Origin of the sequence: Clostridium sp. 001 (assembly GCF_019056555.1) — a bacterium.
Taxonomy (GTDB): Bacteria; Bacillota; Clostridia; order Clostridiales; family Clostridiaceae; genus Clostridium_B; species Clostridium_B ragsdalei.
Genome location: NZ_CP020473.1, coordinates 3285895 through 3307842 on the forward strand (window position 1 = coordinate 3285895; position 21948 = coordinate 3307842).

The following is a 21948-nucleotide window of genomic DNA, read 5'->3' on the forward strand; positions in this document are numbered from 1 at the left end:
TTCTGAGGTATATGGTGATTTTGTTTCTTTGCAATTCAATTTTACCATAAATCAGTGAGGAGTTATTTTGTTTTGTAACAAAAAATACACCGCATTTATACGGGTTGTAGCGTTTCGCAAACGCCTAATATCATAAATAATATAAGGAGGTATTGTTGTATGTTAACTAAAAGACAGAATTTACTTGAAACTATTAAAGGTGGAAATCCAGATCGTTTTGTTAATCAATATGAATTTTTGAATATGATCATGGAAATGCCTTTGGGAAGTAGATCTAACTACGGTTGTACTTGGAAAGATAATTGGGGGATAACATGGCAATGGCCAGAAGGTCAACTTGGTGCGTTCCCTGTTCATGATGACGAACACAGAGTTTTAAAAGATGTTACTGAATGGAAGAAATATGTTAAAATTCCTGAAGTCGAGACTTCGGATGAAGCTTGGGCTCCAGCTATTGCTCATGCCAATTCTGTTGACCGTAATGAGGAATTTGTGGCACCTTTCTATGCCCCAGGTGTCTTTGAAATGACACATCATCTTATGGGTATGGAAGATGCGTTAATGGGTTTATATGAAGAACCTGAAGCTATGCATGAGTTAATTGATGCACTTACGCAGCATGAGCTGGATGTTGCAAAAGTGATAGTTGAAAAACTTCATCCGGATTGCATTTTCCATCATGATGATTGGGGAAGTCAAAAAAACTCTTTTGTGGCTCCTAAAATGTTTGAAGAGTTCTTTCTTCCGGCTTATAAAAAAATCTATGGTTACTATAAAGCCAATGGTGTTGAATTGATTGTTCATCACAGCGATTCTTATGCCGCTAACCTGGTCCCATATATGATCGAAATGGGCATCGATATATGGCAAGGCGTTATGAATACTAATAACATTCCTGAACTAATCAAGCAATATGGTGGAAAAATATCCTTTATGGGAGGACTCCACAGCGGTTTGATTGATTTCCCGGATTGGACACTTGAAAATTGTATCAAACATGTGGAAGAAGCTTGCAAAGCTAATGGAAAGAAATACTTTATTCCATGCCTGACTGCGGGTTTACCTAAGGGATATTTCCCAAATGTATATGAGACAGTAAGTAAGGCAATAGATGAAATGAGTAAAAAAATGTTTTAAGCTACATAACTGAAATAAAACATTTTTCTTGTAAATAAAAAACATTTTGGATTAATGTTAGAAATAAATTAATCCAAAATGTTTTTTATGCAAAAAAGAACTTAAGGTACAAATATTAAGTATGGAATTGGTGCCGTAAAGTCTCTAATTTAAAGCATTTTAACAAGAATGGCAGCCATATCTTCAGAAGAAATAATCATGTCATCTTTCAACCACTGCTGTATTACTCCAATACAGCCTGATATAGCGAAAGGCATAACATAGTGAGCTTCTGCTTCTGAGGATGTATCGTCTAGGGGAATCTTGCAGTGCTTTATAGCATCTTTAAATTTTTCTATAAAAGCGTAGTTCCCATCATACCCCAAAAATATTTTAAACATTTCAGCATTAGCTTGTACAAACTCGAATAGATATACAAAAAAAGATAGTAAGTCATCATAGGTGGTAGCTTCCTTTGAAAATTTGTCATAAGCTTCACTGAAATCATTAACCAATTCAGTTTCTATCATATCTACCATATCAAATATGTCTTTATAATAAAGATAAAAAGTTGATCTATTAACATCTGCTAAGTCCGTAAGTTCCTTTACTGTAATATTATTAACTTTCTTTTTATACATAAGTTTTGTCAAGGCTTGAAGTAGAGCCTTTTTAGTTTTTCTCACACGCCTATCAAGTTTTTTTCCCTCCATAAAAAACCCTCCACAAAAAATATTTCAATAATTATTCAACATATGTCTATTATATGTTGAATAACCAACAAAAGGGCAATAGATTAATGATTGAAGTTATACAACACACATTTTATAATAAACGCATGTTGATAAAAATACAAGCGTCTTATCATTGATATTGTTTGTGTTAGTAGTCAATTCAAAATTAAGGATGATTCTCTGTTGTCACAGGAAATCTAAAAATCTACTGAAATTTTGAATTGTGAACGGTGTTTAAGCTAAAGGAGGTATAACATGAGGAAATTTATATATAAATTTAAGTATATTTGTTCAGCAGTAAAAAAATTAAATAAAAAAAAGAAAATAATTTGCATTTGCTTGGCTGTTGTTACTATAGCAGCATTAAGCACATATTTTATAATTGGTGGAAAATCTAATGAGGAAAAAACGTATGCAAGGAGTTATCCAGTAAAGACTTTAGAAATTAAGAGTGGGAGTTATCCTATGTCACTGCAATATCAGGGGCTAACTGGAGGTAGTGAAGTTAGAAAATTATCCTTTAAAAGTTCAGCTAAGATTTTAAAAATATATATATCTAAAGGCCAGCATGTAAAAAAAGGTGACAAGCTGGTAGATCTTGATAAAAGCGATCTTAATTTTGCAGCACAAGCTGTTAAGTCTCAAGTTGATGCTGCTTCTGCACAGTATAATAAGGCGGTAAACGGTGCACAGCAGGAAGATGTAAGTAAAGCACAGATAGCAGTTAAAAATGCACAAGACAGTAATAATTATTATAAAGATTTGTATGATAAGTACTGTAAACTAAGTGGTTCAGGGGCCATTTCAAAACAAGAATTAGATGATGTCAAGTTACAATTAGACAATTCTCAGAATGCATTAAATAGTGCAGAGCAGAGCCTTGAACAAGTGCAAAAAGGTTCTAGAGATGAAGATAAAAAGGCACTGTTAGCACAATTAAATGAAGCAAAAGTAAATTACGATTCAAAAGAAAATTTAATTCAAGATGCCTCTATGGCAGCAGACCAAAATGGATATGTGGTAGATGTACTGGGCAAAGAAGGAGAAATGCAGCAGGCAGGAGACCCAGTAGTTTTGTTTAGAAGTGAAAATGAAGTCATTACAGTCGGACTTTCAGATGATGATGTAAAGAAAGTAAAAGTTGGTACAAATGCAAAGGTCAAGATAGGGGATGACAGTGCAGAAGGGCAAATTATAAATGTAGTTCAAATGGCTGACAGTAAGTCTGGAACATATAGTGCAGAAATTAAACTTTCAAAACTAATAGATAATAATAAATATTATATAGGAGAAACAGCAGCAGTTTATATAGATATGGGAGATAAGAATGCAATATCTATTCCAATTAGTTCTGTCTTAAATGATGGCGAAGATTATGTTTATGTGATTGAAAATGGACATGCTGTTAAGAAAAATATAACTTTAGGTGATACTGATGAAGATAAAGTTTCAGTGGACGGTTTAAAAAGTGGAGATGAACTCGTAGTTGAAGGAATGAAAAGCCTAAAGTCAGGATATAAAGTTACGGTTAAATAAAGGAAGAGGAGAATATAATATGGGATTAATTAAGGCAGCTATAAAAAATAAAAAGATTGTATTATTCCTGGTGGCTATAGTTATAATTGGTGGCTTTTACTGTTATAGTGGTATTTCAAAACAGGAAACCCCGGATGTTGCATCTTCAGCAGCTATGATTACTACGGTTTATCCAGGTGCCTCATCTAGTGATATAGAAAAGTTAGTTACCAAAAAAGTTGAACAGAAAGTTGAAGAAGTTGATGGATGTGATTATGTAGAATCTTATTCAGAAAGCAATGCATCAATAGTTATCATATATTTAAACAATGATGCTGATCAAGATAAAGCCTGGAGAGATTTAAGAGACAAAGTAAAGGATTTAAAGTCTGATCTTCCAAATGGATGTAATGATAGTGAGATTAATACTAACCTTGCAGAAACGGCTGGTATCATAATAAGTGTATCAGGCAATAATTATTCTTATCAACAATTAGGAAGTTATGCTGATGATATAAAGAAGCAGCTTCGTGATACTGGTGGTATTTCAAGAATAGATATAAAAGGTAAGCAGGACAGGCAAGTGAAAGTACAGGTAGATTGGAACAAAATAAATAAGTATCAAGTATCTGCAGCAGATGTATGTTCTGTATTAAGTGCACAAAATGTAGACATACCGTCGGGATCTTTAAATTTAGCAACAGGTAAAATAAAAGTAAATACAACCGGTATGTTTAGTTCACTGCATGATATAGAAAATACTGTTGTAGGAGTTTCAAGCAGTACTGGTGAAACCGTAAGAATCAAGGATATAGCTAAAGTATATATGGATTATGATGATGATTCAAATTATAAATTTATTGACAATGGCCAAAATGCGGTATTACTTGCAGGGTATTTTCAAAAAAATAAAAATATAGTTCCAATAGGAAAAGATATAACAAAAAAATTAGATACGATAAAAAAGCAGATGCCAAAGGATTTAACTATAGATGAGATTACTTTTCAGCCTAAAGACGTAAGCGATTCTGTTTCTTTCTTTATGAAAAATCTTAGAGATGGAATAATACTTGTAATTGTAACTGTTCTTATAGGTATGGGCTTTAGAAATTCAATGGTAGTATCTGCAGTTATACCTATATCTATCTGCATGACATTTATCATTATGTATGCACTTGGAATTAAAGTTGAGCAGATGTCAACTACAGCACTTATTATAGCCCTTGGAATACTTGTTGATGATGCCATAGTAATAGGAGATGTCATACAGGTTGGAATAGATGAAGGCATGACAAGGGATGAAGCAGCATTTAATGGCATAAAGAAGCTGTTTGTTCCAGTATTTACATCTACTCTAATTATTGTAGGAGCTTTTTTACCTCTATTATCAATATCAGGAGAAGTAGGTGAGTTTTTAAAAAGCCTGCCGCAGGTTGTTATAATATGTGTAATTTGCTCTTATTTATCTGCATTGTTTGTAACTCCAGTTATGTCTGCATTGTTTTTTAGAAAAAGCAAGGAAAGTACCAGAAAAAATCCAATTCGTATGATGTTTGAGAACCTTTTAAAATATGGACTTAAACACAAGAAGAGTATCATTGGGGCAGCACTAGCTGTTTTTGTAGTAGCATTAATTTTAATTAAAACACTCGGAATGCAGCTTTTTCCATATGTAGATAAGAATGAAGTATATATAGATGTTGCAAATGAAAAATTTGACGATATAAAAAGTACTAGTAAGCTTGTAAAAAATATAGAAGGTGTATTAAAAGAGCAAAAAGAAGTTACAACTTATACTTCAGCTATAGGTGGTGGTATGCCTCCATTTTATGTAACATTGCCTACAGTTAATCCTTCTAATGATAAAGCTCAAATTATGGTAAAGGTAGACTTGGATAAGACTAAAAGGTTCAAGACAAGACAGGAATTGGTTGAGCATATTCAAGAACAATTGGATAGCAAAATTTCAGGAGGTACAGCTACAGTAAAACAACTTGAAGAAGCAGTACCTATAGGGGCACCAGTGCGCTTGAGAATTACTGGAGATGATTTAGATCAGATTGAGAATGCTTCTGAAAAAATACAGCAGCAATTGAAAAATATATCTGGAACTATGAATATAAGAGATGATGCAGCTAAAAAAAGTTATCAATATGAAATAAATATAGATGAAGATAGGGCATCACAACTTGGAGTATTGAAATCAGATATTCTGCAGCAGATAAATATTGCACTTAAAGGTTATACAGCTTCTGTTTATAGGAAAAATGGTAGTGAATATGACATCATGGTTAAAACAAATATTTCATCTGTAGGGGACCTTAAAAATTTATATATTGAATCAAGTGTTACTAAGAAGAAAGTGCCTTTATATGAGGTAGCATCTATTAAGCTTAACTCAGAGCTGGATGAGATAAAGCATTATAAAGAGGATAGGACTATAACTGTTTATAGTGATGTTAAAAGTGGATATAATTCAGTTGATATAGAAAATGCATTAAAGCAAAAAATAGATGGAATGAATTTAGAACCAGTAAAAGTTATATATGATGGGGAAAAGGCTCAAATAAGTAAGTACTTTACAAGCCTTGGCATAGCAGGTGTACTTATTTTAGCAATAGTATATATACTTTTATTTGTTCAATTTAAATCATTTGTACAACCTTTTGTAATAATGTGTGCACTGCCGCTGTCCCTTATAGGAGTGTCAATAGGACTTCACGCTTTTGGAATGGATTTGTCACTTACAGCTTTTATGGGTGTAATAAGTTTAATTGGAGTTGTTATAAGAAATGCCATACTTCTTATTGAATATATAAATAATGGTAGAGAAGATGGGCTTTCTGTAGATGACGCTTGTATATATGCTGTAAGCCAAAGATTCAGGCCTATAATATTGAGTTCTGTAGCAACTATTACAGCACTTATACCACTAGCTTTCTCAGGAAGTGCACTATTTGGTCCTATGTCAGTTGCTATGATGTTTGGTCTTTTAACAGCTACTTTCTTAACATTTATTGTCGTTCCAGTAATTTATTCTTTAGTAAATAATCAATGAATCTTACTTAATGGAAGTTTGTTTCTACCACTAAGTTTAGATGAATTATCTAGGGGCGTAGCTACTGTTAGCTCCCACTTTGATAGAAAAGCAGATATTCCAAATCTTTGATTTGGTATAGTCGCTTTCGCTGTGTGCGTGGGAGTGTTACAGTAGGTAGCCATCAGATAAACTTGAAGGTAGAGTAAAAAAATTATAAAGATTTATTTACATTACAATAGAAAGTTACATATTATATACAAACACATTAAAATGCAAATAAAGATTAACTTAGAATGATAAATTATTGAGGGAGTGAGTTTGTAATGTTAACACTTAAATGTAATGCAAAATTGGATGGAACATTTAAAGTACGTGCTAAAGTAGGAAATCATGAATATATTATGGACCATTCAATTGAAAATGGTGGAAAGGATGAGGGTGCGATACCAGGCCAAATGCTATTAGCGGCTTTGGCTGGATGCAAGCTAATGGTGATAAGTAGTTATGCTCAGAAAAGGAGAATTAATTTAGAAGAATGTGAAGCTCAAATCAGCAGTGATTTTGATGAAGTTGAGAATGGAATAGGCTTAAACATCAAAGTGGATATCTTAGTTAAAACAGATGCAGATGACAAGGAAATTGAAAAGATGAACGATTTCGTTGATAAAAATTGTAGTATTGCAGCCATCTTATCACAACCTAACATTATTAAAGGACAAGTAAAAAGAAAAGAATAATATTTTATTAGAAAATAGAGAGTAAATAATTTTTATGCTAATTTATATATATATCTGTAAAGCCTTATAAACAGAGTCCCTGGCATCAGATGGAGTTTTAACTTCACCTGATGCTTATTAACAGTATTCTTAGTGCTAAATATACTAAGAATACTGTTAATAAGGTTCAGCTGGAGAAAGTCATCCTTATAAGCAAACTTTATCTGAATCTAAAAATCACTTGATTAAATTTCTATAATATTGAACCCGTGGAAAAAAACTATTATAATAAATATACTAGTTAGCGAGGGGGGTCATTATAAAGATATGAAATTTATTATGAAATTTATAAAAAAAGATGACATTATAAATGTAGTGCTTATTATTCTGGGAAGTTTTTTGGGATGTATTAGTGTCAACATGTTTTTAACTCATGCTCATTTATTAAGCGGTGGTGTTACTGGAATAGCTTTAATAATACAATATTTATTTAAAATACAAGCAGGATATGTTGTACTTATATTAAATATTCCTCTATTTATATTAAGCATAGTAAAATTAAATAAACGATTTACTATCTATTCATTGATAGGCATGTTAACGTTTTCTATAGGATTAATTCTTACACAACCTATATCAAACATGTTACATATTAATGATAATTTACTTTATTGTATTTATGGGGGAGTCTTAAATGGAATAGGATTTGGTATTGTGTTTTCATATCATGGGTCTACAGGTGGTTTGGACATAATATCTATGCTCATTAGAAAAAAGTATTCTAATTTTGATATAGGAAAAACATCTTTTGGTATAAATCTTATTATAGTTTCCATTAGTGCTTTTATATTTGGAATATCCAATGCTCTTTATACGTTAATAGCCATGTATTTAACATCTGCTGTACTGGATAAAGTAGTACAAGGGTTATATAAATCTAAATCGGTAATCATTATTACTGATAAAGAAAGAGAGGTTACTAAACGTATACTTGAAGACCTTAACCGTGGAGTAACAATGCTCTATGGAGAAGGTGCCTATACGGAAAAACAAAAAAAGATACTCTTTTGTATAATTCCTTTATCTCAATTACCTGAATTAAAAAAGATTGTTACTTCTTGTGATAAAAAAGCTTTTATAAGTATATCTGATGCTTCTGAAATAATGGGAAAAGGATTTAAAAAAGCTATATAAACAGAGTTCTTGGCATCAGATGGAGTTTTGACTCCACCTGATGCTTATTAACAGGCTTCTTAGTGCTTCAGCACTTAGAAGGCGTTATCCTTTAGGGAAAATCGTTATCCAGGGATGTAGCTGCTCTTTACTACCACTTGGAGAAGTGGGAGTATTAGAGCAGGTAGTCATCGGATAAAGATAAAGAAAGGGATTTCTATAATAGTTATGTTATAGAAGTCCTTTTTTAGTATTTGTAAAACTGTAATGGATTTTTTAGGATTAAAAGAGTAAGCGTTGTCAATTACTTTTATTATGTAAAGGAATTAAATTTGGGCACGATATATAACTCAAATGTAATTTAGTTAATGGGAGTTATAACTAAATTGATGTAAATTAATTCAAAATGTGTAAACAGTTTAAATTTAGGGGAGGATAATATGCCAAAAACAATAAAGAGTAAGCTAATACTATTAGTTGCTGCTGTGATTATTTCAATTACATCTTTAGGAATATATTCGCTGATAACTTTAGATTCAGTCAATAAAAAGTCTACTATTATAGATGAAACATGGATGCCGGCAATGCAGCATTCACAAAACATTAGCGATATGACTTCTGATTTTAGAGTTTTAGAGTATGAACATATAATTGCTGTGGATTCTAATACAATGAATGAAAAGGAACGAGAAATGCAAAGCAAAATTACTCAGATAAACAGTGAAATCAAATTATATGAAAAGTCCATCTATAATACTGAAGACAAAAATTTAATTCAGGATGTTAAGAATGAGTGGAATAAGTATATTGATATGCATAAGCAAGTTATACAGTTAAGTAGAGAATTGAAGACTGACGATGCTATGAAAATTATGAATGGTGATTCAAAAAAAGCATTTGATGAGTTTTCTTCATCCTGTTCAAAGCTTGTTGATTTTAATAAAAAGATGGCTGCTTCAGCAAGCACTCAAGGTAATAATATATATGTACAAGCTAGAAATGTATACATAATTATTATTTTAATTTTATCCATATTATTACTTACATTTGGACTAACAGTTACAAAAGGTATAGTAAAATCATTAAGCATTATGAAGAAGGAATTGGACTTATTGTCAGAAAGGGGTGGAGATTTAACACAAAAAATAAAGATTGATTCCAAAGATGAAATTGGTGAATTAGCTGTAAGCCTAAATAAATTTATATTCAATATAAAAGAAATAATGAAGGGAGTTAATGAATCAATTGAAAACGTTATTTCAATAAATGAGGACATAAACAATAATGTTAATGAACTGTCAAATAATATACAAGATGTATCTGCAACAACGGAAGAAATTGCAGCAGGAATGCAGGAGACAGCAGCTTCTTCAGAGGAAATGGCCGCTGCATCAGAAGAAATTGGAAAGGCTATAGAGGACATTGCAAAGAAATCTCAAGATGGTGATATAGAAGCTAATAATATAGATAAAAGAGGACAGGAAACTAAGCAAAATGTAACTAAATCACAGAAAAAAACTGAATCTATTTTTATAAAGACTAAGGAGGAACTTGAAGATGCCATTGAAAATTCTAAGATAGTTCAGCAAATAAATATACTTTCAGAAACCATAATGGAAGTAACGGAACAAACTAATCTACTAGCATTGAATGCAGCTATAGAAGCTGAAAGAGCAGGGGAATCTGGTAAAGGTTTTGCTGTAGTTGCTGATGAAGTAAGAAAGCTTGCAGAAGAATCCAATAGTACAGTTACTGAGATAAAAAATATGACGGAAAAAGTTACTGGGGCAGTTGATACTTTATCCAAAAGTTCAAATAAGTTGTTAAAATTTTTATCTGAGGATATAAGTAATGACTACAAATTTATGATTAAGGCAGCAGAAAGTTATAGTATGGATGCCAGCTTTGTAAACAATCTTGTTGGTAACTTTAGTAATACTTCAAGGCACCTTTCAACATCAGTAAGTGATATGCTAAAAACTATAGATCAGATAGCTGAAGCCTCATCACAGGGAGCTGAAGGTACAACAAATGTTGCCAAAAAGATAGATGATGTTAATTCTAAAACTAACAGTATAGTTGAACAAATAGCAATGTCAAGTGAGAGCATGGGAAAATTGAAAGAAGAAATAGGTAAATTTAAGTTATAGTATTAGTACATTTTTAAAAGCAAAACCTCAACTTAAAATTAAGTTGGGGTTTTGCTTTTAATGTCAAAAATATTTAGACTTTATTATATGAGTTTAAATTGCAAAATTGTATACTTACAGAAATGTAAGATTTCATGTTTTAATTGTAAGAGTCTAGTTATTGTTATAGATTACTTAAAAAAATATAATGAATTAAGAAAACATAATAAAAAGTTTTTTATTTAGTCATTTAAAGTAAATCAGGATATAGAGGGGGATAACAATATGGATGAAATATTAAAAGTTGAAAGCTTATCAAAAACTTATGGCAAGGGACAAAATAAAGTTGAAGCTCTAAAGAATGTATCATTTACTGTTAATAGAGGTGAATTTGTAGCAATAATAGGGGCATCTGGTTCTGGAAAAAGTACACTTCTACATATGTTGGGAGGACTTGACAGGCCAACATCTGGAAAAGTGTATATAGAAAATGAAGATATATATAGGTTAAATGAAGAAAAATTAGCTATATTCAGGAGAAGAAATATTGGGTTTGTATTTCAATTTTTTAATCTCATACCAGTTTTAAATGTAGAAGAAAATATATCTCTTCCATCACTTTTGGATAGGGAGAAAGCAGATAAAGGTTACTTAGATGAAGTAATAAGTATGCTTGGATTAAAAGAAAGGATAACTCACCTTCCATCCGAGTTATCAGGAGGTCAGCAGCAGAGGGTATCAATTGGGAGAGCTCTTATAAATAAACCAGCTCTTATACTTGCAGATGAACCAACTGGAAATTTAGACAGCAAAAATAGTAAAGAAGTAATAGAACTTTTAAAGTTATCATCAAAAAAATATAATCAAACTTTAATTATCATAACCCATGATATAAATGTAGCAGAACAAGCAGATAGGGTTATTACTATATTTGATGGAGAAATAAAAGCAGATAAATCAATTTAAAGTAGGGAGGTGATATAAGATGAATAGTTACAAGGAAATAACAAATAAATATTTAAAACACAACAAAAAGAGAACAATGCTCACTATTTTAGGAGTAATACTTTCTGTAGCATTGATTACGGCAGTAGGATTATTTATTAAAAGTCTCCAAAATTCCTTTGTTGAAAATGCTATAAAACAAAATGGAAGTTACCACGTTAAGATTCAAAAAATGACTGCAGATGATTACCACCAGTTAAAAGCTAATCCTAAAATTGAAAAAGTAGGTATCCAAGAAAAGTGGTTTGAAAGTAATTTAAAAGATGGAAAAAAGATTGAAATTAATAAATACAATAAATCTGCTTTAGGATTTTTACCTAAAAGCTATAATGCAGTAAAGGGAAAACTTCCTGAAAAAGAAGGAGAAATAGCAATTGAAAACTGGGCATTTAGTTATATGAAGGGTGATCTAAAAATAGGAGATACTATAAAATTTGAGACAGATCAAGGAGAAGAAAAAAAATTTAAAATTACAGGAATTATTCAAAATCAGGCTGAAACTCAATACAATGGTACAGCTTTAGGCATGACTTATTCTACTATATTTAATATAGAAAAATCTGCAGTATATGTGAGCATATACAAAAAGGCAGGAATATCAAATACCGTATCAGAATTAAGTAATAAATTTAAAGACAACTGTATTTTAAATAAAGATTTATTGGACTATTCAGGTGAAGGCAGTAGTAATTTAAATAAACAATTATATGGTATAGCAGGTGTAATAATAGGTATAATTGTAATAGCAACGATAGCCGTCATATATAATTCTTTTCAGATAAGTGTAATTGAGAGAATGAAGCAATTTGGACTTTTGAGAGCTGTTGGAGCGACACCAGCACAGATTAGAAAAATAGTTTTGAGAGAAGCATCCATAATAAGTGCAATAGGCATTCCACTTGGGCTTTTGTCTGGAATATTTGCAATGTTTGTAGTGAGCAAGATATTTAGTATAATGTCAGATACAGCGTTTAACAATTTAAAAATAGTAATTCCCTACTATGTGCTTGTTATAAGTGCATTAGTTGGAGTGGTTTCAATATATTTATCTGCATTTATTCCAGCAAGAGCTGCATCAAAGGTATCACCTTTAGTTGCTATAAGCAGCAGGACATCTATATCAAAGGAAAAGATAAGCAAAAAGAGGGGAAATATTTTAAAAAGATTTTTGAACATTGAAAGTTTAATGGCATTTAAAAATATAAAGAGAAATAAGAAAAAATTCCGAGTTACTGTTTTTTCAATGGTAATAAGTATAACACTTTTTATATTCTTTTCATCTTTTATAAATATGATGACAATTTTTACAGGTTCACAGTCTGAAGATGTAAAAATGAATTTTGAATTAATTGGTGTAGTTGATAAAAAGGGAGCAAGCTCTCTTAAAGAAAATATTATAAACAAAGTAAATCAAAGTAAACTTGTAGATAAACAATATGTATCCTATGGAACTTATTCTTCTAGTATGTTGATTCCAAATGAAAAGAGAAATGACTACTTAGTCAAAAATGCACCTAAGACTTATAGTGATGTAACATTTGAAAATAAAAAGATGAGTTCTATAACAACATTGTTTGATATTTATGATGAGGACAAGATTAGAAGCATTAAAAGCTATATTAAATCTGGTAAGGTAGATACTTCAAATATGGCTGAGGAAAATGGTGTTGTCATAGTAAAGAATAGTATGTTAACTGTAAATAAAAAATACTATAATGGTTCAATTACTAATTTAAAAGTTGGAGATACTATTTATATTGATAAAAATATGATGTATAGACCAGTACAGGGAGAAGATTATATTGATAAGAACAAAAAGGAAAATGAAGAGTTTAATAAAGACAATATGATAAAGGTAAAAGTAGCAGCAGTAGTAGATGATGCACCATATCAATTTTATTCAGATAATCTCAAACTTTTTCATATTATAATGACAAAAGATGTGATGAAGAATATTACTGGCAGAGATTTAAATAAGATGCCTGTTAAAATATCTGAAATACGTTTAAAGGATAAAAAAGATGAGGATAAGTTTAATAGTTTTATTGAACCAATATGTGATAAAGAAGGAGTAAAGGCTGTTGATATATCCAAACAAGCTGAAGCTGCTAGGGGGAATACACTGCAGCTTATGGTACTTATGTATGGATTTATAGCTGTAATTTCCCTAATAGGTGCAGTTAATATAATAAATACTATAACTACAAACCTGATTTTAAGAAAAAAAGAAATAGCATCTTTAAGTGCTATTGGCATGACTTATAAAAATATAAGACAGATGATATTAAAAGAAGGAGTTTTATATGGATTATATGGTGCATTTTATGGCGGTATTGTAGGCAGTCTGTTATCTTATGCAGTATCATCACCTATGAGAAAAATTATTGATTTTAAGTGGAATATTCCATGGAATTTGATACTTGTGAGCGGATTAGCTGCAATATTTATAGGGTTAATATCTGTAATAAAACCTTTAGCTAGAATTAAAAGAGAAAATATAATAGATGTCATAAGACAAGAAGATTAAGTGTAATATATTATATAGGGTTTCTAGATTAAAAATTGGTTTGATATAGGCCATATGCTGCTAAATTTCACTGAGAATCCCATAAATTAATCTTGTAGAAGGTGGTTATATGAGGTTTGGTTTTATGTTTGTTGCTGGACTTATTTGCGCTGCTATAATTATTATGGTTGTAAAAGATAGAAAGTCAAATAAAAAGTAAAGAAAACAAATTGTTTCTCTAATTAAATATACAGTGCCATTGGCTGCGAATTTACACGGATAACTATTGATAAGCACCAGATAAAAAAATATTTCATCTGGTGCTTATCAATTTGTGTATATAACTAGACAAAAACCTTATTTAGTGTATAGAATATATTTTAAAGATATATTGTGGAGGTGCTAAGTTGAATAAAATATTACTTCTAGAAGATGATGAGGCACTGGCACTTGGAATTGATTTTACTCTTCAAGATGAGGGATATGAAGTGAAAAGGTGTTCCTGTGTTAGTGAAGCTAAAAAAATTTTTGACAGTGAAACTTTAGATATTATTATACTGGATGTAATGTTACCAGATGGAAGTGGATATGATGTATGTAAATATATACGTAAAAAAAGTCAGATTCCAGTAATATTTCTAACTGCTTGTGACGAAGAAGTAAACGTTGTTTTAGGACTTGATATAGGTGCGGACGATTATATATCAAAACCATTTAGAGTAAAAGAATTCATTTCTAGAATTAAGGCAATTTTGAGAAGAACGGAAAAAAACAATTCGGATAAGAGTGATATATTAAAATCTGGAAAAATTGTTTTAAATACAACCAAATTAGAAGCCTATAGAAATGGATGTGATATGTCCCTTTCTATGCAAGAGTATAAATTGTTATTGCTTTTTATGACTAATCCAAAAAGGGCTATGAATAGAGAAGAAATACTAGACAAGCTTAGTGATGGAAGTGGAGATTACTTCGATACAAATACGCTTTCCGTGTATATAAAGAGGATAAGAGAAAAAATAGAGGAGGACTCTTCAAATCCTAAGTATATAAAAACAAAAAGAGGATTTGGATATGAGTGGGATTTGGAAGTTGAAAAGGAGTAAAATATGAAGGAGTATTATGAAAATCCGGAAATTAGGAAAAGTTCCTGTATTATATTGATTTTAGCTTTATTGTCAATACTTATAAGTTCTTATACTATTGATAAGAGTTATGAAAGAATAAAGGATAGTTATGTAGATAATAATGCAGCTGTTGTTGGTAAAATAGTAAAGACTCATCCTGAATTGAAAAATGAAGTGGTAGCTATTATAACGAAAAATAGCAGTGGGGAAGATATAAAAAGTGGAAGAGAAATACTAAAATATTATGGATATAGCACAGAATTGAATATAGGCTTGATGCCTCAATTGGAAAATAACTATAGAAATTTAATTAAATTTTTACTTACTTCTATGGTTTGTTTTTTTGCAATAGTGTTTTTAACAAATGCTATTTTATATATAAGAATATATAAAAAACTTGAAAAACTTATACTAGCAGCAAAAAATATGTTAGATTATAATTTTGACATAAGAATTTATGAAAATGCAGAAGGTACTTTTGCAAAGTTCGCCTATGCTTTTGATAACATGAGGGTGATTTTAAAAAATAATTTTTCACAAATACAGCATGAAAAAGATTTTTTAGTTAACACTCTGTCGGATATATCACATCAAATAAAAACTCCAATTTCGTCCCTTATAATATATAACGATATACTTTTGAATAGAAAGATAGATGATAATGATTATTTCGCGGAAAAGAATCCAGTACGGAGCATAGCTCCGTACCAGTAATAATCCGTCTTGAATCCAGCAATTCACGGAATGAATCCACTTGAAATTATAGCTTGTGTTTAGCACAGTACTCACGCATGTTCAGGGATCCTGTTTCAACCCAGATTGCATTATGTACTATTCTGTCCATGATGGCATCAGCATGAACACCACCACCAAGTCTTGAATGCCAGTCTTCCTGACGGTATTGCGTGCAGAAGATAGTAGATGTTGAATCGTGTCTGCGTTCAATCAGTTCGAAGATGAAATGCTGTTCTTCTTCAGAGATATCTTCAAGTAGCCATTCATCCAAAATTAGCAATCCATAACAGCTATACTTCTTAAGTAGTTTTGCTGAGCCCTTAGTGACTAGAGAAGCCTCATCATGCTCTACTAATAAGTCTGGAAGTCTTATATACCTAGTTTTGATCTGATATTTGCAGGCTTGCCTTCCAAGTGCACATGCAAGATATGTTTTGCCAGAACCGGTAAAGCCTTGAAAAATGACATTTGAATTGTTTCCAATGAACTGGCATGTGGACAATTCTTGAATCACCTGCTTTTCAATACCACGTTCTGAATAATAGATATCATTTACTTCGGCTTTGGGAAGCCTGAACTTTGAAAGCTTCATAAGTCGCTGAATCTTACTGTTATATTTCTCCTGGTAAAGATAATCCATCAGCCTTTGTATGCGTTCATCAAATTGCAGAGTGACACAGTTGATGTCTCGCTGCTGTATTTCCAATGCAGTAATGAGTTCACTAAGATTCAGTTCACGCAGTTTTCGTTTTGTTTCATCGTTAATCATTACTGCTACCTCCGTAATACTCTGCACCACGTACATATCCACCTGTATTTTTCTTGGGTTTTACGGATGCATTTTTATTTTCTAGATAAATCTGGTCTTGATTAGTAGCAAGAATAGATTTAACATGATGATAGCGGGGCGTTTTGACTCTAGTTAGTGCCAACTCGCAGGCAGTTTCCAGACGGGCTTCTGAATAGGTTTTGCTCAAGCGTAAAACGGACAGGGATGGGTTGTATCCCTGTTCTTTTATTTTTACTCCAGCAAATATCCTATCAATAACCTCACCGGTACTGCTTCCGATAGAATAAGCCCGTCGTCTGATTCGTGTATTATCCCATTCAGGTTGTTGGAACTGATCAGGCATGTCTTCAGCGTGTGTTGAATAACGATTGATTACATAATCAGGAAACTTTGTATGGGTAGCAACACGTTCCCTTGATATATATATTTCCAAGTTAGAATCGGTAACTTTTAGGTCTGCTGTTTTACCAACATATTGATAAGGGCAGGAATATCGATTCTTGTTATAGACCACGTGACAGTCAAGATTTACTTTTCTGCCATAAATCCATTCAGCGATTTCATATGGGATGATTGGAAGATTATGAAGATAACTCTTTTCTTCTTCAAAAACTGCCTTTCGGCTTCCCTCACGTTTTTGGAACTTTTTGTTATTAAAGTCCGTAAGGGCATTTGAGACACCCATCTTTAATTCATGAAATGAGTAATAGAGCTTATTACGAAGTTTAGCAATGATGGCAGTTGCTACCTTTCCAACAGTACCTTCTACTGATGCTTTCTGTTTAGGTTTTCTGACTCCGGTTGGCATGATTGCTGTCATGTAATGAGAACCAAGTGCCTCATAATTGTCGTTAAGTATGATATCGCCTTCTTTAGGATGGGATATAACACCAGTTTTGAGATTATCGCAAACAGTACGGATGGTGACACCACCAAAGAATTCATACATGTGAATATGACATCTAAGCCATGTGTCCTGCTTCATATCAAGACAGGGCTCTACATATGAATACTGGCTATATGGAAGTGTAGCAACAAACAGATATACGGTAATCACTTCACCTGTTGTAGCATCAACATAAGACATCCCTGGTCCTGACCAGTCTACTTCTGTGATGACACCTGGCTTGTGATCCAGATGATTAGTCAGTTTGTTTGCAATCGTATAATCACTGTATCCCTCGCAGAATTTAGTGTAGCCCATAGAGATTTCGTTGGAGCTATTACATTTATCACAGTATTCCTGCCAAAGCAGTTTTAATGTAACACCAACTTTCTTCAATTCTTTGTGAACATACTCATAATCAGGATTCCTATACATATTTTCGATGACATGCTTATCCGGATAGAAAATCCGATATACGATTTCCTCATCCATGTCTTTGACAGTATCGAAGGTAATGCCGAGAGAATCAGCGATGTGAAACACATCACTAACAGAGTTTTTAGACATATGCCTGGTAGCTGCAATTGTGTTACGTGACATACGTGCTGCTCGAAGCTCTAGGATGAGCTTCACTTTGATTTTATTGGCCATAAAAAGGCCTCCCTTCTGTAAAATTAGGTAGCTTTTAGCTCCATATTTATTGTACAGAAGATTTATGAATAAGTGGAATCATTCCACGAATGACCTTATAAAAAACAGAGTGGAATCATTATGCGAATAGGTGGCTCTCAATTGCGTATTGATGGCTCCGTGAACGCGAAATAATCAATAATAAGAAAATTGAATTTTTAGAAAATAGTAAAAACCAATTAAATAGAATTGAATGGCTTGTGAAAAGCTTACTCCAACTTGCAAAATTAGATGCAGGTGCAATAAAGTTTAAAATGATAAGTTTAGATATAAATAAAACTGTAATGGAATCTTTAAAATTCTTAGATATAAAAGCAGAAAGTAAGAATGTTAAACTCAAATTTTATCCTGGCAGAGATAAAATTATGTTAAAGCATGATCATAATTGGATAAGTGAAGCAATTGTAAATGTAATTAAGAATGCAATTGAACACACGAAGTCTGGTGGGGAAGTTAATGTGTTTACTGAAGTAAGTCAGGTTTGTACCAGGATCATAGTTAAAGACAATGGAGAAGGAATACCGAAAGAAGAACTTAAACATGTTTTTGAAAGATTTTATAAGGGAAAGACGAATAAAAGTACTGAATCTATTGGAATTGGTCTTGCCCTTTCAAAATCCATAATCGATGGAAACGGTGGTATGATTGATGTAAAAAGTAAGATAGGTAAGGGAACTGTTTTCACTATTACTTTTTTAAATACAAATTAAATAGAGATTTTTTACTTATAGATTTTATGTTTACTCTGACATATTTTTCAATCCTTCAATATCCTTAATATGAAAAGATGATCTGTTAAAATCAATAAGTCCCTCATCTCTCATATTACACATTTCCCGTGAAAGGGAAGGCCTTGAAACATTTAAAAATTCGGCTAATTCATTTCGTTTTAAGGGAAGTTTGAAAGTACTTTTTCCTGATTTTTTATATTGTTCTATTAAAAAGGTACTTATTTTACCTCTCAAGTTTTTGATATTTAAATACTCTACATGTTTGTTTAGTACTAGTGCCCTATTGGATATAATTTTAAACATATTACGGATAAGTGTACGATGCCATGAGCACATGTTTTTACATTCACCTATAATTTTTTCACCAGGTAAAAATAAAACTGTACACTTATCTTGGGCTTCAACGGTAGCAGGAAGTACAGATTTTCCTGAAAAAACAGCCATTTCACCAAACATGTCTCCTGGATTCAAATTTGTCATAAACATTCTGTTTCCTGCAGCATTTTCCTTTACTACAACAGCTTTCCCAGCTATTACAATTCCAACGCTTTTAAATTCATCTCCACTTATAGCAATCAAATCATTTTTCTTGAATTGACTGATTTTAGGTTTAATGAAATTTAGCATGACAGTAATATCTTCTTTAGTAATATCTTGAAATAAGCTAATTTTTGATAATATATCTACATATTTTTCAAACATTTAATCACCTTTAATTTGGTAACAGAGGATACCGATTTATTACCATTATTATATTATACTCATCTCATAAAAGCAATTAAAAAATAATAAGGTTATGGGGTGTAAATATGGATAATATGTTTTGTTTTCAATGCGAGCAAACTGCTTGTGGAAGTGGGTGTACAAAAGTAGGGGCATGTGGAAAGCAGCCTGATGTTGCAAATAAACAGGATAAGCTTACATGTAAACTCATAGAACTTGCCTATGCTGCTGAAGGAAAAAATAGAGATAAAGCTGCAGATGAAGTTATGATGGAAGGTTTGTTTTCAACTGTTACTAATGTAAATTTTGATGTATCAAGGATTGATGAAATTATAAATGCCGTAGAAGTACAAAGTGAAAAATTTCAAGCTGACAGCAAATTTAATTTTAATGGACTTTGGGATGGAGATACTGATATTGTATCCCTTCGCTCTACACTTCTTTTTGGAATTCGTGGTATGGCAGCATATGCATATCATGCCTATAAGCTTGGTAAAAAAGACGAAGAAGTTATGGATTGGTTCTATAAAGGTATGAGAGCAGTTGGGGGAACGCATTCAGTAGAAGAGTGGCTAAACATTTTAATGGAATTTGGCGGTGTCAACTTAAAGTGTATGGCATTATTAGATGAAGCTAATACATCTGCTTATGGACAACCAGCTCCTGTAAAAGTAACTACAAATGTTGAAAAAGGACCATTTATAGTTATTACAGGCCATGATTTATATGATTTAAAGATGCTCCTTGAACAGACAGAGGGAAAAGGAATAAATATATACACTCATGGAGAAATGCTTCCTGCACATGGATATCCTGAACTTAAAAAATATAAACATTTAAAGGGAAACTTTGGTACTGCATGGCAGAATCAAAAAAAGGAATTTGACAATATTCCTGCACCTATATTATTTACAACTAATTGTCTTGTACCTCCAAATGAAAATTATTCAGATAGGATATTTACTACAGATGTTGTAGGATTCCCTGGACTTAAACATATTACGGCAGATGAAAATGGAAGAAAAGATTTTAGTGAAATTATAAATAAAGCACTTGAACTTGGTGGATATACTGAAGATAAAAATTTTACAGGTATAAATGGTGGAAGTGTTCTCACAACTGGATTTGCCCATGATGCAGTGCTTGGTGTAGCAGATAAAATAGTAGAAACAATTAAAAATGGAGGAATTAAGCACATATTCCTGGTAGGAGGCTGTGACGGAGCAAAACCTGGAAGAAACTATTATACTGAATTTGTGAAAAAAGCACCAAAGGACAGTCTTATATTAACTCTTGCCTGTGGCAAATATCGTTTTAATGATTTAGATTTAGGAGATATTCAAGGTATTCCACGTATTATTGATGTTGGTCAGTGTAATGATGCTTATTCTGCTATACAGATTGCTTTAGCACTTGCAAATGTATTTAAATGTGGAGTAAATGATTTACCTCTTACACTAGTACTGTCATGGTATGAACAAAAAGCTGTATGTATACTGCTTACTTTACTATCCCTTGGAATCAAAAACATTTATGTAGGACCTTCTATTCCAGCATTTTTCTCATCAAATGTGTTGAATGTTTTAGTTGATAAATTTAGCATAAAGCCTACTACAACAGTAGATGATGATTTAAAAGCTATATTGAAATAAGATAGAATATATATAGAGAGTTTCTAAGTAGAAAGTTTACTTATACAAGCCATATACTAATAAAATGCATCACACTAAAAACTTTTTGTAAGTCTAAAGCTCGGTATTTTCAAAATCTAAAGAAGCTTATATAAACTCGTACCTCAGACAAATATAAGCTTCTAAGATTTTCTAAAATACCTCGCTAAGACTTATAAAAAAAGTTTTTAAGTGTGATTTTAATTTTATTAGTATTATTTTATGTATAATTTAAAATTTCAATTAGAATGGCTATATATAGAGTCTGTAGAGGAAAAATCAACTTATGTTTCAAATATCTTTACAATCACAAGTACGGTTAAATATTTTTATAAATTTTCCACTAAGACTTATATACAAAATATTTAAATGTGCTTATTTATTGTAAAAATATTTCTATGCATAAGTTGATTTTTAAGTTAGAAAACTTACACATATAGGGTTTTCAATTTAAAAGTTAACTCTTCAATACAACTTCTAGAAGAAGGTTTAAACAATCTAGCTTTAAGATAATTCCATATATTCTCCTGAGGATTCATATATGGTGAATAACGTGGAAGATAAATAAGCTTCAGTTTTTCCTTAACCTTTTGGTAAAAACTTTAAATTAGGAAACTAGTATGATTCTTAGCATTATCAAGGAATACAACAACCTTTTTGCC

The 21948-nt window shown here is 31.7% G+C and carries 17 protein-coding genes; 12 read left to right on the top strand and 5 right to left on the bottom strand.

Annotated elements, in window-relative coordinates:
* The first annotated feature begins 159 nt into the window (after window positions 1-159).
* Window positions 160-1137, top strand: coding sequence for a uroporphyrinogen decarboxylase family protein (locus B5S50_RS15375; RefSeq protein ID WP_217302282.1), 978 nt, complete (start codon window positions 160-162; stop codon window positions 1135-1137).
* Between the two features lie 149 nt (window positions 1138-1286).
* On the opposite strand, the gene B5S50_RS15380 is transcribed toward B5S50_RS15375, so the two are convergent.
* Entirely contained in the window at window positions 1287-1829 is a 543-nt protein-coding gene (locus B5S50_RS15380; protein WP_065079336.1) for a TetR/AcrR family transcriptional regulator, read from the bottom strand.
* Between the two features lie 276 nt (window positions 1830-2105).
* Between B5S50_RS15380 and B5S50_RS15385 the strand changes: the two genes are divergently transcribed.
* The 9 genes from B5S50_RS15385 (at window position 2106) to B5S50_RS15425 (ending at window position 15775) form a co-directional block, all read left to right on the top strand.
* Entirely contained in the window at window positions 2106-3386 is a 1281-nt protein-coding gene (locus B5S50_RS15385; RefSeq protein WP_217302283.1) for an efflux RND transporter periplasmic adaptor subunit, read from the top strand.
* Between the two features lie 19 nt (window positions 3387-3405).
* Entirely contained in the window at window positions 3406-6423 is a 3018-nt protein-coding gene (locus tag B5S50_RS15390) for an efflux RND transporter permease subunit (RefSeq protein WP_217302284.1), read from the top strand.
* 305 nt (window positions 6424-6728) lie between these two features.
* A complete protein-coding gene (locus B5S50_RS15395; RefSeq protein ID WP_065078730.1) occupies window positions 6729-7142 on the top strand; it encodes an OsmC family protein in 414 nt (137 codons plus the stop codon).
* Between the two features lie 306 nt (window positions 7143-7448).
* Complete coding sequence (locus B5S50_RS15400) at window positions 7449-8315, top strand: YitT family protein (RefSeq protein ID WP_065078731.1); 867 nt, start codon at window positions 7449-7451, stop codon at window positions 8313-8315.
* Window positions 8316-8734: 419 nt separating this feature from the next.
* Entirely contained in the window at window positions 8735-10444 is a 1710-nt protein-coding gene (locus tag B5S50_RS15405) for a methyl-accepting chemotaxis protein (protein WP_217302285.1), read from the top strand.
* Window positions 10445-10708: 264 nt separating this feature from the next.
* Window positions 10709-11389: an ABC transporter ATP-binding protein gene (locus tag B5S50_RS15410; protein WP_065078733.1), complete on the top strand. Its 681-nt coding sequence runs from the start codon at window positions 10709-10711 to the stop codon at window positions 11387-11389.
* Between the two features lie 19 nt (window positions 11390-11408).
* Complete coding sequence (locus B5S50_RS15415) at window positions 11409-13955, top strand: FtsX-like permease family protein (protein WP_217302286.1); 2547 nt, start codon at window positions 11409-11411, stop codon at window positions 13953-13955.
* A gap of 386 nt (window positions 13956-14341) precedes the next feature.
* A complete protein-coding gene (locus B5S50_RS15420) occupies window positions 14342-15040 on the top strand; it encodes a response regulator transcription factor (protein WP_217302287.1) in 699 nt (232 codons plus the stop codon).
* A 3-nt stretch (window positions 15041-15043) separates the two neighbouring features.
* Window positions 15044-15775: a hypothetical protein gene (locus B5S50_RS15425; RefSeq protein ID WP_217302288.1), complete on the top strand. Its 732-nt coding sequence runs from the start codon at window positions 15044-15046 to the stop codon at window positions 15773-15775.
* Between the two features lie 46 nt (window positions 15776-15821).
* Here the strand turns inward: B5S50_RS15425 and B5S50_RS15430 are convergent, their stop codons facing one another.
* Together B5S50_RS15430 and istA are read right to left on the bottom strand one after the other, a co-directional pair.
* Window positions 15822-16565 (bottom strand): ATP-binding protein, encoded by a 744-nt coding sequence (locus B5S50_RS15430; protein WP_217301826.1) that lies wholly within the window; start codon window positions 16563-16565, stop codon window positions 15822-15824.
* Window positions 16558-18123: an IS21 family transposase gene (gene istA, locus B5S50_RS15435; protein ID WP_217302289.1), complete on the bottom strand. Its 1566-nt coding sequence runs from the start codon at window positions 18121-18123 to the stop codon at window positions 16558-16560. The genes B5S50_RS15430 and istA overlap by 8 nt, the downstream gene beginning before the upstream one ends.
* A 239-nt stretch (window positions 18124-18362) precedes the next feature.
* On the opposite strand from istA, the gene B5S50_RS15440 reads away from it, so the two are divergent.
* Window positions 18363-18872: a HAMP domain-containing sensor histidine kinase gene (locus tag B5S50_RS15440; protein WP_254306608.1), complete on the top strand. Its 510-nt coding sequence runs from the start codon at window positions 18363-18365 to the stop codon at window positions 18870-18872.
* 30 nt (window positions 18873-18902) lie between these two features.
* Here the strand turns inward: B5S50_RS15440 and B5S50_RS15445 are convergent, their stop codons facing one another.
* On the bottom strand, window positions 18903-19595 hold the full coding sequence (locus B5S50_RS15445; RefSeq protein WP_217302290.1) for a Crp/Fnr family transcriptional regulator: 693 nt from the start codon (window positions 19593-19595) through the stop codon (window positions 18903-18905).
* A gap of 107 nt (window positions 19596-19702) precedes the next feature.
* On the opposite strand from B5S50_RS15445, the gene hcp reads away from it, so the two are divergent.
* Window positions 19703-21268 (top strand): hydroxylamine reductase, encoded by a 1566-nt coding sequence (gene hcp / locus B5S50_RS15450; protein ID WP_063601579.1) that lies wholly within the window; start codon window positions 19703-19705, stop codon window positions 21266-21268.
* 446 nt (window positions 21269-21714) lie between these two features.
* Here hcp and B5S50_RS21960 read toward each other — a convergent pair whose 3' ends face one another.
* Window positions 21715-21825: a hypothetical protein gene (locus B5S50_RS21960; RefSeq protein ID WP_368041486.1), complete on the bottom strand. Its 111-nt coding sequence runs from the start codon at window positions 21823-21825 to the stop codon at window positions 21715-21717.
* Window positions 21826-21948 lie beyond the last annotated feature (123 nt).

What these genes read in the sequence shown, in the direction of transcription:
- B5S50_RS15425 (WP_217302288.1), top strand. Translation starts at nt 15,044, where the DNA reads ATGAAGGAGTATTATGAAAATCCGGAAATTAGGAAAAGTTCCTGTATT.
- hcp (WP_063601579.1), top strand. Translation starts at nt 19,703, where the DNA reads ATGGATAATATGTTTTGTTTTCAATGCGAGCAAACTGCTTGTGGAAGT.
- B5S50_RS15395 (WP_065078730.1), top strand. Translation starts at nt 6,729, where the DNA reads ATGTTAACACTTAAATGTAATGCAAAATTGGATGGAACATTTAAAGTA.
- istA (WP_217302289.1), bottom strand. Translation starts at nt 18,123, where the DNA reads ATGGCCAATAAAATCAAAGTGAAGCTCATCCTAGAGCTTCGAGCAGCA.
- B5S50_RS15410 (WP_065078733.1), top strand. Translation starts at nt 10,709, where the DNA reads ATGGATGAAATATTAAAAGTTGAAAGCTTATCAAAAACTTATGGCAAG.
- B5S50_RS15430 (WP_217301826.1), bottom strand. Translation starts at nt 16,565, where the DNA reads ATGATTAACGATGAAACAAAACGAAAACTGCGTGAACTGAATCTTAGT.
- B5S50_RS21960 (WP_368041486.1), bottom strand. Translation starts at nt 21,825, where the DNA reads ATGAATCCTCAGGAGAATATATGGAATTATCTTAAAGCTAGATTGTTT.
- B5S50_RS15375 (WP_217302282.1), top strand. Translation starts at nt 160, where the DNA reads ATGTTAACTAAAAGACAGAATTTACTTGAAACTATTAAAGGTGGAAAT.
- B5S50_RS15445 (WP_217302290.1), bottom strand. Translation starts at nt 19,595, where the DNA reads ATGTTTGAAAAATATGTAGATATATTATCAAAAATTAGCTTATTTCAA.
- B5S50_RS15390 (WP_217302284.1), top strand. Translation starts at nt 3,406, where the DNA reads ATGGGATTAATTAAGGCAGCTATAAAAAATAAAAAGATTGTATTATTC.
- B5S50_RS15415 (WP_217302286.1), top strand. Translation starts at nt 11,409, where the DNA reads ATGAATAGTTACAAGGAAATAACAAATAAATATTTAAAACACAACAAA.
- B5S50_RS15385 (WP_217302283.1), top strand. Translation starts at nt 2,106, where the DNA reads ATGAGGAAATTTATATATAAATTTAAGTATATTTGTTCAGCAGTAAAA.
- B5S50_RS15405 (WP_217302285.1), top strand. Translation starts at nt 8,735, where the DNA reads ATGCCAAAAACAATAAAGAGTAAGCTAATACTATTAGTTGCTGCTGTG.
- B5S50_RS15380 (WP_065079336.1), bottom strand. Translation starts at nt 1,829, where the DNA reads ATGGAGGGAAAAAAACTTGATAGGCGTGTGAGAAAAACTAAAAAGGCT.
- B5S50_RS15400 (WP_065078731.1), top strand. Translation starts at nt 7,449, where the DNA reads ATGAAATTTATTATGAAATTTATAAAAAAAGATGACATTATAAATGTA.